We start from the raw sequence: 14,664 nt of genomic DNA, 5'->3' as shown, positions 1-14,664 counted from the left end.
CTCACCCCGGGCCCGCTGTGACTCAGGTCACTAGTGGGGTCCGGGCGGTTCCGGGGACAGGCCGGGGACCACCGTGAACGTCGCGTCCTTGCGGCCGAGGTCGCTGTCGACCTCTTCGACGAAGAGGTGGAAATCCCTGTGCCGCAGGAACCGGTTGGGGAAGTTGAAGGACCGGAACGACACCGCGTTCGGGTTCGCGAGACCCGGGACCATGACGAACGTGGCGTCTTTCCGCATCAACTGCATGTCCGGGGACTCGGGCGGGGGTGCCGACCCGGGTGGAACGAGCGGGGGGTTCGGGCCTTCGTGGAGTTTGACGCGGAAGTCCTGGTGCCGCAGGAAGTGCAGGGGGAAGTTGACGGACCGGAAGGACACCAGGTTGCGGTCCGCCAGGCCGTTGACCATGTCGAAGGTGGCGTCGGCGCGGTCCAGGTCACTTGCGACGGACGACAGCTCGCCCAGGAAGTTCGCGTGCCGGACGAAGTGATCGTCGATGTTGAAGGACTTGAGCGAGGAACCCACGATGTGTACTCCCTTGCGGCCGTCGGAGGGCATCGCCCGTCAGGGACATGCCCTGAGGTAAGCGTCTCTCCGTCCGATGGGCCCCACCATCCCGGATCGTCCTTTTCCTCCGGATGGTGGCGGTGGGGGTGCCTCTTCGCGAGTGCGGGCGTAATATCCGGCCGCCCGGGCCGGAGTCGCTACCGGACTCCGACTTCCTGCAATCCGCTGAGGCGGGCTTGGCTCACTGGTGCAGGTGAGCCAGGGCCCCTTCGTTCATGGGGTAGGGACGCTCTGAGGGCAGCAGTTGCCGTGCGGCGTCCAGGTCACCGTCCCGTACATGCGCGTGGATGGTGCGGGCGAGCGATGTGACGTCGGTGATGGAGACGGTCCACTCATCGGCGTAGCGACGCGCTGCCTCGCCGGCGAGGCCGAGCTGGAGCGACCGGTGGGCAAGCGGCTGAAGGTGCAGGTCGCGTTCGGGGTCCCATTGCACTCGGGCGGGAGACTGCGTCAATTGCCGCTTCCATGCGCCGCGGTCGGCGTGCAGGCCGTGCTCGTAGTGCGACAGGCAGGCGTGCTCCAGTGCCCACTCGAAGCCTTCGCGGGAGATCTCGACGGCGAGGACGGTCTCCTGCCCTTCCTTGGTGCCCCACCCGCAGCGGTACATCATCCACAGGAACGACGGCTTGATCCAGGTCATCCTGTCCCGCTTCCACGCCTGCGGGAAACGGCCCTCGCTCGCGGCCGGCAGGCCGATCTCCGGCGCGTACGCCTGGTAGACGGTGATCGTCGAGTCCGTGTGCCGGGCTCGAATTTGGTATTTGCGTTCTGTCACGGGGAACAGGGTGGGCTCATCGCTTCATACGCGCCATCGAATTACGGCGGCGGGGCCGCTGAGTCCGCCTGAGCGATGCCCCGTGACTGCGCGTCGCGGTGAGCCGTTCAAGCCCGCCGGTCCTTGTTGGATCCCGCGGCAGCTCGGGCACCGCGTCGTCCTGGTGCCGGTCACGGCAACTCGTTGGTGGGTGCGTCGGGGGCCGTTAGCTCGTAGCGGGTGGCCATCGCGGTGGCCCGGTCGCGAAGGGCGGTGCGCAGTGACGCCGGGGCCAGGGCTTCCGCGTCCGTGCTGAGCTGCCACAGCGCCCACTCGGCATGCCGCAGGTCCTGGAACGTCACCTCCAGCCGCAGCCAGCCGTCTGCGTCGGGTTCTGCCGCGCGGACGGCCACCACGGTGCTCAACAGGTCCTCCCGCCGCTCGGGTTTCACCCGTACCAGCACGGCGATATGGTCGCTGGACAGAAACTGCGCGCAGCGTTCCCGCCAGACTCGGTCCAGATCAACCGCGTTCGGCCGCTGTGCCGGTTCGGGGAGTTCCTCGGCGGCCAGCACCCGCGACAGCCGGTACGTGCGGTCCGCGCCGGCTCTCCTGGCCAGCAAGTAGCCCCGGTCGCGCACCGTTACGAGGCCGATCGGGTCCACCGTCCGCCACCGCGGTGCCTGGTCCGTGGCCGCGTAGTGGATGCGCAGTTTGTGTCCGGCCAGCACCGACCGCCGGATCTCGATCATTGTCGTGCCGGGCACCTCCTCGGTGACCGGCCGGCGTGAGAGCAGGTCGGTCTCCGGCTCGACGAGAAATCGCTGGGCCGCGTCGCTCGCGGTGGCCTGATGACTCTCGGGCAGCGCGTCGACCACCTTGCGCATGGCCGAAGCGAGCGCCGATCCGAGGCCGAACGCCTGCTCGCCGCGTCCCGATCCGGCGGTCAGCAGGGCAAGGGCCTCGTCCTGGTTCAGTCCGGTGAGTTCGGTCCGGAAACCGGGCAACAACTCGAACCCGCCGTGCCGGCCGCGTTCGGCGTAGACCGGGACGCCGGCTGTGGACAGCGCTTCGATGTCACGCAGCACGGTACGGGTGGACACCTCGAGCTCGCGGGCCAGTGTGCCCGCGGTGAGCCGACCGCGCTGACGCAGCAGCAGCACCAGCGAGACCATGCGATCGGCGCGCATACGAGGACCTTATCGAATACATGACCAAAGGTGTCATGTCTTGTTGGGAGGCTCGTGAGCAGCGACGTCGTCGACGGCGGCTGACGCGCCGATGGACGTCCGTACTCCCGACGAATGACATGGAGCTGATGTGGCAGTGGAACGAACGGCAGTCAACCCGGTGACCTGGTCCGTGGAGATGGGGTTCAACCAGGGTGAGATCGTCTCCGGGCACACCCGGACCCTGTACTGCTCCGGGCAGACCTCGATGAGCGGCGAAGGCAAGCCGCAGCATGAGGGTGACATGGCCGCACAGCTGGCGCTCAGCCTCGACAACCTGGAGGCCGTCCTCGGCAAGGCCGGCATGTCCCTCGCGAACCTCGTCCGGCTCAACGTCTACACCACCGACGTCGATCTGCTGTTCCCGCACTACGGCGTGCTGACGTCGCGGTTGGGCGCCGCCGGGGTGGCACCGGCCACCACGATGCTCGGGGTGACACGGCTGGCGATCCCCGGCCAGTTGGTCGAACTCGAGGGGACCGCCGTCGACTGACGCGACCTCGCTCCCCCTGCCGCTCGTGCCGGTCGAGCCGGCACGAGCGGCAGGGGGCCATGGCTGCACCCCCCGGCCGGGTGATCGGCGGTCTCAGGCGGACTGTGGTCGCCCAGCGCGTCCGATGACGGCGCGGACTTCGGCGATCAGACGGGTGACCAGAGGCTGCGGGGCGCCGTCGTTCCACACCACTGCGAGGTCGAAGGGCTTCGCGTCCGTGACCGGGATCCAGCGCACGTTGCCGGCGGGCATCAGCGCGTGCAGCGGTTGCGGGGCGAACCAGACGCCGCGGCCGCGGCCGACTTCCAGCAGGCAGTCCTCCACATGGGGCACGACCGGGCCGTCTGGTGCGGGGCGGCCGTCGGGTCGGGGGTCCACGAGCCAGTACCGCTCGGCTTCCGGCGACGCGAGGACGTCGGGACGTACGACCGGGTCGCCAGCAAGGTCGGCGAGCGTCAGCGTGGGACGGTCGGCCAGCGGATGGCGGGTGGACAGCACCACGGCTCGGGGGTCAGTGCGGACGACCGCGGTGTGCAGCCCGAAGTCACCTACCGGCAGCCACATGAAGGCCGCGTCCGCACTCCCGTTGACGAGGAGTTCCAGTTCCTGTCGGGGGCTGCGCACCCCGTGCAATGTCACCTGCACCCCGGGGACCGCCGCCTCGAGAGCATCGGCGGCATCGACGGCGAACAAGGTGGTGGCGGCGGGACAGCAGGCCAGACGAAGGGCGCCGGTCTCGGCGTTGGCCACGGCGCGGACCCGTGCTGCCAAGCGGGCGACGTCGTCGATGACGGTCGCGCCGCCGGCGGCGAGTTCCTCCCCGGCGGCGGTGAGCAGCACACCGCGTGAGGTGCGCACCAAGAGGTCTACGCCCAGGGAGCGTTCCAGCTGGCGCACATGCGTCGACACCGCCTGCTGTGTCAGATGGAGCGCCGCCCCGGCGCCGGTGATGGACCGCTTCTGAGCCACGACCAGGAACGAACGTAAGTGTCGGAGATCGATGTCGGTCACATCGAACACCTTAGTGGCCACAGTGATTTGCGGTGCCCGGCACAAGATTTCGCTGTTTCCTCCGAGAGCGTTGGCGCATTGAGAATCTTCCTGACGATCAACACGGCGCGCTACCGGAACCGCGGGCTGCCGAGGCGTTGGCTGTGCCAGGGCGTTGGCCGTGCCGTGGCGTTGGCCGTGCCGTGGCGTTGGCCGTGCCGGGCCGTGCGGTTCCGCAGGCGCCGGCACGGTGCGGTGCGCCGGTCGCCGCGGCTTGAGGCGGAAGCCATCGAGGACAAGCTCGACGTCATGACAAGGGAGACTCAGTGAGCACGACCGAACATCCCGCCCCCGGGGCGGACTTGCTTCACCACATGGAGCGCCAGGCCGTGGTCGAGGTGTGCACGCGCATGGCGTGGCACGCCGACCAGCGCGAGTGGGAGGCGCTGAAGACCGTGTTCGCCGACGACGTGCGTCTGGACTACACGAGCCTGAACGGCGGTGAACCGGCCGTGTTGTCGCCGGGGCGGATCGTCGACGCCTGGGCACGGGTACTGGGTGGGTTCGACGCGACCCAGCATCTGATCACCAACCACCTGGTGACACTGGCGGGCGACACGGCAGTGTGCACCGCGTCGTTCCAGGCCACGCATCGGCTGGCCGAACCGTTCGGGGCACCGCTGTGGACGCTCGGCGGCACCTACCGGTTCGACCTGGTCCGCACCGGTGGGCAGTGGAAGATCAGCGGCGTCTTGATGACGGCCGCCTGGGCCGACGGCAACAAAGGGCTGATGGCGCCAGCGGCGAAGGCGGCCGGTTGAGCCGACGGCCCGGCACCGTCCTGCCTGCCGGCCGCCTCTCTCCCCGCGCCGGCCCTGTCCACGTCAACCAAGCAGCCAGAAAGGTCTGTCCGTGACAACTGAGCAGAAGGTCACCTTCCCCAGCGATGGGACGACGCTGACCGGCAACTTGTTCCTGCCCGACAGCGGCGCCCCGGCTCCGGGCATCGTGGTGGCCGGTACCTGGACCAGCGTCAAGGAGCTGATGGCCGACCGGTACGCCGAACGGCTGGCCGACCGCGGCTACGCCGCCCTGTCGTTCGACTTCGCCGGATTCGGCGAATCCGGCGGCGAACCACGCGACGTGGAGGACCCAGCACGCAAGGTCCGCGACATCCACCACGCGGTGACGTTCCTGGCCGCCCACCCGTCGGTCGACACCGGCCGGCTGGGCGCCCTCGGGATCTGTGCGGCCGCGATGTACATGGCGGACAACACGGCCCATGACACACGCATCGGCTCCCTGGCCCTGGTCGCGCCCTGGCTCCACGACGCCGCGATCTGCGAGGCTGCCTACGGGGGTGCCGACGCGGTCGCCCAGAAGATCAAAGTTGCCCGGGAAGCCCGTGCCCGGTTCGCGCGGACCGGTGAGATCGACTACGTCCCGGTGGTCAGCACCACCGACGAACGCGCGGCCATGCCTTACGACATCGACTTCTACCTCAACCCCGCTCGCGGCGGCATCCCCGTCTGGCCCAACCGGTTCGCCGTGATGGCGTGGGAGGACTGGCTCACCTACGACTCCATCGCCTTGGCGCCGCACATCACCCAGCCCACCCAGCTCGTCCACAGCGAGGACGCCGCCATCCCTGACGGCGCCCGACGTTTCCACGCCGGGCTGGCCGGTCCCAAGGACATCCAGTGGACAGAGGGCACCCAGTTCGACTTCTACGACCAGGACCCACAGGTCACGCTCGCGCTGGACACGGTGGCCGCTCACTTCGGCAGGACCTTGCGGTGACTTCGTTCACCGAAGCCACCGCCCACCGCCGGGCGTTCACCGTTCCCTCGTACCCCCGACATCGCGAAGGCTCCCGATGAACCAGCGACTCCGGCGCCTGCTGGCCACGGCCTCCGCCGCCCTATGCGCGATCGCGTCGCTGGTGGGTTGTTCCAGCGACGGCACCTCCGAAGCATCCGCCGGGAAAGCGGCGCGGCCCGGACGGTTCGCCTCACCCAACCCGGGTTCCGTCAACACGTACTGGATCCAGGCGCCGGAAGGCCTGATCCTCGTCGACACCCTGCGCACGCCGGCCGACGCCCGGAAGGCGATCGCGCAGATCAGGGAGACCGGCCAGCCCGTCGCGGCGATTCTGCTGACCCACTCCCATCCCGACCATGTGGGCGGGGCGGGCGCCTTCCACGAGGCCTTCCCCGAGGCCCCCATCCTCGCGTCCAGGGCGACCGACAAGGCGATGCGGGAGGACAGGCGCGGCTTCTATCCGCTGGCCCGTTCGGCGAACCCCCGCTTCCCCGCCGAACTCCGGTATGCCGACCGGACCTTCGAGGACGGGGCACCGTTGCGGGTCGGCGGAATTCGCTTCAAGACCGCCGGCTTCGCCTACGGTGAGTCGGACACCGCGACCGTCTACTACCGTCCCGACACCGGCGACCTCTTCTCCGGCGATCTGGCGGGCAGGAAGGTCACGCCCGCGCTCATCGAGGGGCACAGCTGTGGCTGGCTCGGGATCCTGGCTCAGTTGCGCCGGCGCTTTCCCGCGGCCGGAACGATGTACCCGGGGCACGGAACCCCGGGACCGGCCCGCACGCTGATCGATGACCAGCGCCGCTACCTCCAGCGGTTTCGCGGCCTCGTCCGGTCGGCGGTCGCCCCGGACTCCCCCGGGGGCGGCACGGTCACCCCTGGCGAACAGAGGTCGATCAGCACCGGGATGGAGCGCGTCTACCCGGACCATCCGCCGGTGGCGGACCTTCCGACCATCGTGCAGGAGAACATCAAGGCCGTCGCCCGGGAACTGACCGCCGAGGATGCCGGCCAGGTTCGCGCCGTCTGCGCGGACCGGACACAGAAGGGTGCGGCCACGCTGTCGGCACCGGCAAGCACCGAGATCACCCGTCATCGCGTGGCGTGCCGGCCGTCCTTCCCGCCGGTGCATGTCCTCCGGTGCGCGCCAGGGCCCGGAGCCGATCGGCGCAAAGTGCATCCCGTGCCGTTCACCGAGTCGGGGGTCCTTGCTCGCCGGGTGTGATAGCCGGAAACTTGCTATGACACAGGCGTTTCAAGAGGGGACAGTAATGCTGCCGGAGGCGATGACGACGTTGGCGGCCAGTGGTGCGGGGGCCCTGGTGGCAGCCATGGCCACCGATGTCTGGCAGGGGGCCCGTGGCGGCGCGGTGCGGCTGTACCGGCGCTGGAGCGGTGACCAGAACCCCACGCTGGAGGCGCAGTTGGACCAGCACGCGCTGATGGTCCGGCAGGCGGACGACCCCGACCAGGCCAGGCAGCTTCTGTCGGGACAGTGGCAGTTGCTGTTCGCCCAGTTGCTCAGCGAGCACCCCGGCGCGGAAGCTGATCTGCGTGACCTGGTCGAGATGATCCGGCGAGAGCTTCCCGAAGGCGGCAAGCAGTGGGTGCAGACGAATATCGCGCGTGATCGGGGGACGGTGTACGGGGTGCTGGGCGGAAACGTCATCCACTACCACCAGGGACTTCCCACGGCGCCCGGTTCCACCGGTGAGGACGGCCGACAGCAGTGATGCCGCAGGCTGGTGGAGGGCGGACACCGGAGCGGCTCCAGGAGGTACGGGCCGAGGCGGGCTACGCGTACGGTGCGGTGGGGGCCGACATCCATGTCTTCGGTGACGGCACCCCGGTGTACCTGCTGTTCGAGCACCGGCGGGTCACCGGTCTGGACGCGGGGTGGCTGCGGGCGCAGCCGAGCCGGATGCTCGACGCCCGCGCCGAGGTCGTCGAGTTCGTCGGCCGCGAGACGGAGTTCCAGTCTCTGGTGGACTGGCGTGACGCGGAGGGCAGCCTCGCGGTGCGCTGGCTCCACGGGGAAGGAGGGCAGGGCAAGACGCGGCTCGCGGCGCAACTCGCGGCCGCTTCCCAGGAGGCCGGGTGGAAGGTGGTGGACGCCGTCCACGGTACGGAAACCCATCCCCCGGCGGCGGACAGCCAGGATCTGCGCCTGGAGGGGTGTGCGGGGGTACTGCTCCTGGGCGACTACGCCGATCGGTGGCCCGGCTCCCATCTGAGCTGGCTCTTCCACAACCGGCTGCTGCGGCAGGGGGTACCCGCCCGGGTTCTGCTGCTGGCCCGCTCGGCGGGTGGCTGGCCGGCCGTCCGCGGTCGGCTGGGCCGGCTCCGTGAGAACGTCGACACGTCCGACCAGTGTCTGTCGCCCCTGCCCGACACCGGCCCGGACAGGGAGCGGTTGTTCCGGGTCGCCCGGGACGGTTTCGCGCGCCGCCACCCGGGGGCCGCCCGTCCCGAGACGATCCTGCCGCCGGGGCCGCTGGATCACCCGGACTTCGGGCTGACCCTCGCTGTGCTGATGGCTGCCCTGGTCGCGGTCGACGCCGCGGTCCACGGTCGCCGGCCGCCCGGCGGCATGGTCGGGCTGACCACGTATCTGCTGGACCGCGAGCACGAGAACTGGCAGCAGCTGTATGAGAGTTCCGGCGACGGACTCACGTACCGCACGCCTGCCGAGGTGATGGCGCGTATGGTGTTCATCGCCTCCCTCACCGGGCTGACCAGTCGTGCGCTCGCCGGGGGGCTGTTACCGGCGCTGCTCCCGGGAACCCCGCCGGAGGTTCTCCTCGCCGATCACGCCGTGTGCTACCCGCCCACCGACCCGGCACGTGCCGGGGTGCTCCAGCCGCTGCTGCCCGACCGGCTCGCCGAGGACTTCCTGGCGCTCACCCTGCCCGGCAGCCCGGTCACGGGTTATTCCACGGACGACTGGGCCGCCGCGGGCTGCACCACCCTGCTGGGCCGCGGTGCGGACGGCTACGCGCCGCCGTGGACCGCACGTGCCGTCACGTTTCTCGCCGCCGCTGCCGACCGGTGGCCGCACGTCGGTCACCGGCACCTCTACCCGGCGCTGCGCCGCGATCCCGATCTGGGCGCTGCCGCCGGCAGTTCAGCCCTGGTGCAGCTGGCCGGCATCGAGGACGTCGACCTGGCGATGCTGGAGGCGGTGGACGACACGGTCCGCAGCCGGACGGGGGAGGAGCGGCACGCCGATCTGGACGTCGGCGCCGCGGCGACGTGCGAGCGAGTCACCCGGCATCGCCTGGCCGCGGTCACCGACCCCGTCCGGCGGATGGAGCTGCTGAGCAGGCTGGGGCTGCGTCTGACCTATGCCGGACGGCATGCCGAGGCAGCCATGAACCTCGGTGAGGCGGTGGACCTCGGACGACACCGGATGGCCGAGGCGGATGCCTCGGTCATGCCGGAGCAGGCCACCGCTCTGAACCGTCTCAGCCGGGCGGCGGCCGACGCCGGCCTGCTCATGGAAGCGTTCCGGTTCGCCGCGGAGGCCTGCGAAGTGGGCAAGGCACTCATCCAGGCCGACCCGGAGACCTATCTGCCCACCACCGCCGCGTCCTTCCTGACCGCCGGCGACCTGGCCGAAGCGCTCGGCCGTCCGGAGCTGGCGCTGGATCTGACCGAGGAGGCCGTGGCCACCCTCCGGCTCCTGGTGCGGACCGACCCCGACAGCGCGTTGCCCCGGCTGGCGCAGGGGCTGAGCGCCCGAGGCGCCCGGCTGCGTCTGCTCGGACGGCACTGGGAAGCGGCCCAGCCGACCATGGACGCGATGGCCATCTTCCGGGAGCTGGCCCGGTCCGCCCCGGCCGCCCATCTGACCGACTTCGCCCGTTCGCTGCGTGACTTCGGCATCACGCTGTCCCACTTGGACAAGCGCGATGAGGCGGCCGACGCCTTCGAACAGGCGGCGACCGTGCTGCGCCGTCTGGTGGAGCGGAACCCGTCCGCTCACCTGCTCGACCTGGCGGACGTCCTGGCCAGGCTCGGCAGCGAACTGTCGGCCCTGGGCCGTGCGGAGGACGCGCTGAGCGCCACGGCGGAAGCGGTCGCCATCCACCGGCGGGAGATGGGCAGTTCCTTCCCCCATGTCGCCGGGCTCGGTGACGCACTGCGTCTGCTCGGTCTGCGACTGTCCGAGTCGGATCGCGGGGAGCAGGCGGCCGAGGCCGTGACGGAGGCGGTCGCCATCGGCTGGGCGCTGGCGAAACACGATCCGGTGGCCCACTTCCCGGCGCTCGCCCGCAACCTGGCCGACCGCGGGCGCCTCATGCGGCGCCTGGGACGGCTGGCGGAGGCGGAGAACGACCTGCGGCAGGCAGTGGCCATACAGCGCACGACAGCGGAGCACGACCCGGCAGGACGGCAGCAGCCGCTCGCCAGGACTCTGGACGACCTGGCGGGCGTACTCGGCGACACCGGCCGGCCGGACGAGGCCCGGGCCGCCGTCCAGGAGGCCACCGCGATCCGGCACCAGGCCCTCCGGCAGCCCCCGCCCCACCCGCCCCGGCCCGCGGCCCCACCGGCGACCGCACAGCCCTCACCGGATCGAGGGCCAGGTCCCGTCGACCCCGTACGGGTGCTGGAGACCGCCGTCTCCGTTCAGCGCCGGCTGGTGCAGCAGACCCCGGCCGCGCACCTCCCCGTCCTCGCCGTCGCATTGTTCAACCTGGCTCAACGCCATTACTCCGACGGCCGGCCCGCGGAGGCCGTCGTACCGATCGGCGAGGCGGTCGAGCTGTACCGACGGCTGACCCGGGACGACGCCCGCTACCTGCCCACGCTCGCCACGGCGCTCAACGCGCAGGGCTCGGTGCTGTACGCGCTGAACCGCTACGAATCCGCCCTGGCCCCCATCGAGGAGGCCGGGGAGATCCACCGCAGGCTCGCCGGCACCGACCCGGACACCTACCGTGCCCGCCTCGCTTCGTCGCTGGGACGGATCGGCCTCGTACTCCATGACATGGGACGTGCCGACCGGGCCCAGAAAGTCCTGCTGGAGGCGGCGGCCCTGCGCCGGCTGCTGCCGCCGGGCGACCTGTCCTGAGCGCAGGGCTCGTGCGGCGGGACAGGCCGAGCCCACGAGACCGAGGACGTGCCGTCTGATCCGTCTGCCGCGAGGGCTGCACACGCTTGAGCCGGTCAGTCGTTCGGGCGAAGCTCCTCCTGGTCCAAGCGGAGGCTGAGCTGGCTTCCCAGCTCACGGAACCCCAGCGCCCGTGCGACGTTGCGGGAGGCCGTCGGGCGGGCACGCCATTGCGGGAGCAGACCGTCGGCGAGTGCCTGCGCCACCGCAGCGGAAGCGACCTGCCGCGCCAGCCCGCGGCCTCTTTCCCCTGGTGCGGTGAGCACGCACAGATGGGCGGCTGACGCGGGCCAGGCTTGAAACCCCGCCGCGGCCACCACGTCGGCGCCCTTGCGCACGACGAACGCGGCGGAGGTGATCTCGTCCATCGCGCTCTCACCGGCGTCCTCGGGCGGCACCGACTTCACCAGTGCCAACAGGTCCGGATGGCCGGGGGCGAGCCGCTCGACGGAACGGTCGGCCGGCACCGGGCGGAAGACGTCACGTGACACGTATCCCAAGACCGCCGGCCCCAGCACCTCATTGACCGGCAATACGGCCCGAACCGCTGCCGGAGAGGCCAGCGCACTGGTCGGCAACCCGCCCAGGACCCGACGCAGCATCTGCGCGGCCCTGTCCGTCGGCGCCGTGACGATCGCCGAGTCCCCCAGCACCACGATCCCCGTCCACGAGGGCGGCGCCAGCCGCGAGACGGGCGATGTGACCACGTTCAAGCCCTCCGCCAGGGGAAACGACACCGGCACAGCAGCCAGCGTCTCCCATAAGGCCTGAGCCTGCTTCAGCAACGGATCGACAGCCATCATCCGCCGATCCTGCCATCCCGCCCATCACCCACGTGGCCGGGCCCCGCTCGTTCAGCGTCCGGGCCGCTGCCGAGTCCGCATTCGTCGGTAGGGAACTGCTCGGAACCGGTGTGGCGGGCGGCGGGCCGGCCGGATGCGCAGGCTGCAACCGGTTGCTCGTACTCGGCGCGCCTAGTACATTCCGGCCGGAGGCGCAGGAGTGCCTGCCCCGGACGAGATGTGCGCCGTACCCGGTCCGACAAGACGACGCTCGCGGGAGGCGTCATGGGCGTACACGGGAAGTGGATCGACTTCGTGTCCGAGGCACCGGGGCACCGCGCCCTCGATGCCGGCTGGATCCACGGCTCGCCGTCGGCGAAGCACAACACCGACCCCGACATCCAGGTCCACGCCTACGACGAGCACACGTTCATCCTGCGCCAGAACAAGGCGATCGACTACGAGGCGCCGTTCCTGTTCCTGATCTTCGGCAATGCGCGTGCCGTGCTCATCGACACCGGAGCCACCGAGTCGGCCGAGTTCTTCCCGCTGCGCCGAGTGGTCGACGAACTGGTCGGACGCTGGCTGGCCGGGCATCCGCGCGACGACCATGAACTGCTGGTGCTGCACACCCACGCGCACCACGACCACGTCGCGGGCGACGCACAGTTCGGCGACCGTCCCGGTACCACCGTGGTGGGGGCGGATCTGGACAGTGTCCGGTCGTACTTCGGCTTCGACGAGGAGCCCGACCGGGTCGCCCGGCTCGACCTCGGCGGCCGGGTGCTGGAGTGTCTGGCCACCCCGGGCCACCACGAGGCTGCCGTCACGTACTACGACCCGCACACCGGGTTCCTGCTCACCGGCGACACGGTGTATCCCGGGCGGTTGTACGTGGAGGACTGGGCGGCTTTCGGCCGGACGATCGACCGCTTGATCGCGTTCGCCGACACCCGCCCGGTCACCCATGTCCTGGGCTGCCACGTCGAGATGACCGACCAGGCCGGTGTGGACTACCCGATCCGCACGACCTACCAGCCGGACGAGCCGCCCCTGGAGATGACCGTCGGCGACCTGCACGACATCCGTGCGGCGATCGACGAGATCGGCACCCGCCCCGGACGGCACCCCTTCCCCCGGTTCATCATCTGCCGCGAGGACGGCTGAGCGGGTTCGGAGTGTCCGTGTTCAGGAGCCCAGGAAATTCCTGGGCGGCCAAGGGCGTTGATCATGTCATGACTCAAGGACCAGCGCCTCGCCCACTGTCCGACGAAGCTCTCTCCCGGCTGCTCGGCGAGCAGCAGTTCGGCACGCTCGCCACCGTCAAGCGCGGTGGCCACCCCCATCTGACCACCATGCTGTACAGCTGGGACCCCGAGGCCCGCACGGTGCGGTTCTCGACGACGGCCGACCGCGTCAAGGTCACGCACATACGGCGCAACCCGCGTGCGGCGCTGCATGTGCAGGGCGGCGACGTGTGGTCGTTCGCCGTGGCCGAAGGCGAGGCCGAGGTCTCCGAGATCACGACTGTTCCTGGCGACGCGACCGGGCGGGAACTGCTCGCGATGATTCCGAAGGCCATGAGGCCAAAGGACGAGGATGCGTTCCTGGAGCAGCTGGTTGCCGAGCGCCGGGTGGTCGTCCGGTTGCAGGTGGACCGGCTGTACGGAACAGCACTCGACATCGACGGCTAGGAACTTCCGTCTGGATCACCGGGCGGACCGAGGGACGGCGCCGGCGCTGCGGAGTCCGGCCAGGTGGCTGGTTGCGGCCTCTTGGTGACGCTAGTTGTGGACGGCGGTTCGGGCAGCGTCGACGATGAGATCGGCCACGGCGGCGGGGTGGGAAACGGCGACGTCGTGGGCCGAGCGGACTTCGACCGTGTGTGCGGCGGCACGCTCGGCCATGAAGCGCTGGGCGGCCGGCGGAATGGCCTTGTCCTCAGTGGCGACGAGGTACCACGAGGGGATGTTCTTCCACGCCGCCGCCTGGCTCTTGGCGGCGAGGCTGGAAGCGTCGATGGGACGCTGGGTTGCGGCCATGACCGCAGCGGTCGAGGCGGGCACGTCAGCGGCGAAGGCCTCCCGGAACTTGTCCGGCTTGATGTAGAGGTCGGTGCCGGTGCTTCCGTCGGCGTTCGGGTAGGGCACCTGGTCGAGGGCATCCGGGAGCTTGCTGCCGGGGAAGGCACCCAGGATGTCGTTGGCGCTCTCCCCCTTGTCAGGGGCGATGGCGGCCGCGTACACGAGGGCCTTGACGTCGGCGTCACCCGCGGCGGCGTTGGTGATCACCTCACCGCCGTATGAGTGCCCGACCAGAACGATGGGTCCACGGATGCTGTGCAGCACGCTGGCGAGATAGGCGGAGTCGCCGGGCAGGCCGCGCAGCGGGTTGGCGGGCGCGATGACGCGATAGCCCCGGTGCTGGAGGTCCTTGACGACGTTGCTCCAGCTGGACGAGTCCGCGAACGCGCCGTGGACCAGGACGATGGTGGGCTTGGCGGCGGCGTGCGAGGGTGCCGGGGATGCGGCTGCGAACGCGCCGGTGCCGACCGTTGCTGCGACACCCGCAGCTATGGCCACGGCCGCAATCTTGGTGTTGCGACGGATTGTCATGAGATCACCTTCCGGGAAGTCGTCGAGGTGTTGCCCTCAGGTCATCCAGCATACACACAATTAAGTTGTGCACAACTAGATTGGGCGCAGCTTATCCGACGGCTTCCTGAGCTGGGTCCCCCAGTCGGGCGGGGCCGCTCCCCCGGCAGACCCACCGAGTGGGCGACGGGGTGCCGAAGGGCAGGGCGCGAGATTGGAGGGCAGGACAGGGGCTTGCCCAAGAGCACCCATCGTCGGAATCGTCGGAGAGGAGACAGTCATGTCCGTTCACACTGGGTATCCACCGCTCGAGGAGGT

General features: G+C 70.2%; 15 protein-coding genes and 1 riboswitch. Of the genes, 9 read left to right on the top strand and 6 right to left on the bottom strand.

Translation table 11 applies throughout. The annotated features are described in order from the left end of the window. Positions 1–30 precede the first annotated feature (30 nt). The 3 genes from JK361_RS38220 to JK361_RS38210 all read right to left on the bottom strand — a co-directional run bounded on the left by JK361_RS38220 (position 31) and on the right by JK361_RS38210 (position 2,508). The gene (locus JK361_RS38220; protein WP_201827273.1) at positions 31–522 is read right to left on the bottom strand and encodes an AbfB domain-containing protein; all 492 of its coding nucleotides are present in this window, start codon (positions 520–522) and stop codon (positions 31–33) included. A gap of 223 nt (positions 523–745) precedes the next feature. Then, positions 746–1,339, bottom strand: a complete 594-nt coding sequence (locus tag JK361_RS38215; protein WP_201827271.1) for a DUF4291 domain-containing protein — start codon at positions 1,337–1,339, stop codon at positions 746–748. Between the two features lie 170 nt (positions 1,340–1,509). Next, positions 1,510–2,508 (bottom strand): helix-turn-helix transcriptional regulator, encoded by a 999-nt coding sequence (locus JK361_RS38210; protein WP_201827269.1) that lies wholly within the window; start codon positions 2,506–2,508, stop codon positions 1,510–1,512. A gap of 136 nt (positions 2,509–2,644) precedes the next feature. Here JK361_RS38210 and JK361_RS38205 point away from each other — a divergent pair, with 136 nt between their 5' ends. Beyond that, a complete protein-coding gene (locus JK361_RS38205; protein ID WP_201827267.1) occupies positions 2,645–3,040 on the top strand; it encodes a RidA family protein in 396 nt (131 codons plus the stop codon). Between the two features lie 93 nt (positions 3,041–3,133). Here JK361_RS38205 and JK361_RS38200 read toward each other — a convergent pair whose 3' ends face one another. Continuing rightward, positions 3,134–4,009: a LysR family transcriptional regulator gene (locus JK361_RS38200; protein ID WP_307787437.1), complete on the bottom strand. Its 876-nt coding sequence runs from the start codon at positions 4,007–4,009 to the stop codon at positions 3,134–3,136. 18 nt (positions 4,010–4,027) lie between these two features. Here JK361_RS38200 and JK361_RS38195 point away from each other — a divergent pair, with 18 nt between their 5' ends. The 6 genes from JK361_RS38195 to JK361_RS38170 all read left to right on the top strand — a co-directional run bounded on the left by JK361_RS38195 (position 4,028) and on the right by JK361_RS38170 (position 10,931). Beyond that, positions 4,028–4,360, top strand: a complete 333-nt coding sequence (locus tag JK361_RS38195) for a hypothetical protein (RefSeq protein WP_201827314.1) — start codon at positions 4,028–4,030, stop codon at positions 4,358–4,360. Beyond that, positions 4,357–4,851, top strand: coding sequence for a nuclear transport factor 2 family protein (locus tag JK361_RS38190; RefSeq protein WP_307787436.1), 495 nt, complete (start codon positions 4,357–4,359; stop codon positions 4,849–4,851). The genes JK361_RS38195 and JK361_RS38190 overlap by 4 nt, the downstream gene beginning before the upstream one ends. A 91-nt stretch (positions 4,852–4,942) precedes the next feature. Beyond that, positions 4,943–5,830 carry an alpha/beta hydrolase gene (locus tag JK361_RS38185; protein WP_201827263.1) on the top strand — a complete coding sequence of 296 codons (888 nt, stop codon included), beginning with the start codon at positions 4,943–4,945 and terminating at the stop codon, positions 5,828–5,830. Positions 5,831–5,906: 76 nt separating this feature from the next. Continuing rightward, on the top strand, positions 5,907–7,079 hold the full coding sequence (locus tag JK361_RS38180) for an MBL fold metallo-hydrolase (protein WP_201827261.1): 1,173 nt from the start codon (positions 5,907–5,909) through the stop codon (positions 7,077–7,079). A gap of 61 nt (positions 7,080–7,140) precedes the next feature. Beyond that, positions 7,141–7,587 (top strand): hypothetical protein, encoded by a 447-nt coding sequence (locus JK361_RS38175; protein WP_201827259.1) that lies wholly within the window; start codon positions 7,141–7,143, stop codon positions 7,585–7,587. Further along, entirely contained in the window at positions 7,587–10,931 is a 3,345-nt protein-coding gene (locus tag JK361_RS38170) for a tetratricopeptide repeat protein (protein WP_201827257.1), read from the top strand. The genes JK361_RS38175 and JK361_RS38170 overlap by 1 nt, the downstream gene beginning before the upstream one ends. A gap of 95 nt (positions 10,932–11,026) precedes the next feature. Here the strand turns inward: JK361_RS38170 and JK361_RS38165 are convergent, their stop codons facing one another. Then, positions 11,027–11,773 carry a GNAT family N-acetyltransferase gene (locus JK361_RS38165; RefSeq protein ID WP_307787435.1) on the bottom strand — a complete coding sequence of 249 codons (747 nt, stop codon included), beginning with the start codon at positions 11,771–11,773 and terminating at the stop codon, positions 11,027–11,029. Positions 11,774–11,961: 188 nt separating this feature from the next. After that, positions 11,962–12,026, top strand: a riboswitch (guanidine-III (ykkC-III) riboswitch). Between the two features lie 11 nt (positions 12,027–12,037). Here JK361_RS38165 and JK361_RS38160 point away from each other — a divergent pair. Together JK361_RS38160 and JK361_RS38155 are read left to right on the top strand one after the other, a co-directional pair. After that, positions 12,038–12,919 carry an MBL fold metallo-hydrolase gene (locus JK361_RS38160; protein WP_201827254.1) on the top strand — a complete coding sequence of 294 codons (882 nt, stop codon included), beginning with the start codon at positions 12,038–12,040 and terminating at the stop codon, positions 12,917–12,919. 68 nt (positions 12,920–12,987) lie between these two features. Beyond that, the gene (locus JK361_RS38155; protein ID WP_201827252.1) at positions 12,988–13,446 is read left to right on the top strand and encodes a pyridoxamine 5'-phosphate oxidase family protein; all 459 of its coding nucleotides are present in this window, start codon (positions 12,988–12,990) and stop codon (positions 13,444–13,446) included. A 90-nt stretch (positions 13,447–13,536) separates the two neighbouring features. Here JK361_RS38155 and JK361_RS38150 read toward each other — a convergent pair whose 3' ends face one another. Further along, positions 13,537–14,367 carry an alpha/beta hydrolase gene (locus JK361_RS38150; protein WP_201827250.1) on the bottom strand — a complete coding sequence of 277 codons (831 nt, stop codon included), beginning with the start codon at positions 14,365–14,367 and terminating at the stop codon, positions 13,537–13,539. Positions 14,368–14,664 lie beyond the last annotated feature (297 nt).

The organism is Streptomyces musisoli (assembly GCF_016741855.1).
Lineage (GTDB): Bacteria > Actinomycetota > Actinomycetes > Streptomycetales > Streptomycetaceae > Streptomyces > Streptomyces musisoli.
This window is presented reverse-complemented; position numbering and strand designations above follow the sequence as displayed.

What these genes read in the sequence shown, in the direction of transcription:
- JK361_RS38175 (WP_201827259.1), top strand. Translation starts at nt 7,141, where the DNA reads ATGACGACGTTGGCGGCCAGTGGTGCGGGGGCCCTGGTGGCAGCCATG.
- JK361_RS38150 (WP_201827250.1), bottom strand. Translation starts at nt 14,367, where the DNA reads ATGACAATCCGTCGCAACACCAAGATTGCGGCCGTGGCCATAGCTGCG.
- JK361_RS38180 (WP_201827261.1), top strand. Translation starts at nt 5,907, where the DNA reads ATGAACCAGCGACTCCGGCGCCTGCTGGCCACGGCCTCCGCCGCCCTA.
- JK361_RS38160 (WP_201827254.1), top strand. Translation starts at nt 12,038, where the DNA reads ATGGGCGTACACGGGAAGTGGATCGACTTCGTGTCCGAGGCACCGGGG.
- JK361_RS38210 (WP_201827269.1), bottom strand. Translation starts at nt 2,508, where the DNA reads ATGCGCGCCGATCGCATGGTCTCGCTGGTGCTGCTGCTGCGTCAGCGC.
- JK361_RS38170 (WP_201827257.1), top strand. Translation starts at nt 7,587, where the DNA reads ATGCCGCAGGCTGGTGGAGGGCGGACACCGGAGCGGCTCCAGGAGGTA.
- JK361_RS38155 (WP_201827252.1), top strand. Translation starts at nt 12,988, where the DNA reads ATGACTCAAGGACCAGCGCCTCGCCCACTGTCCGACGAAGCTCTCTCC.
- JK361_RS38165 (WP_307787435.1), bottom strand. Translation starts at nt 11,773, where the DNA reads ATGATGGCTGTCGATCCGTTGCTGAAGCAGGCTCAGGCCTTATGGGAG.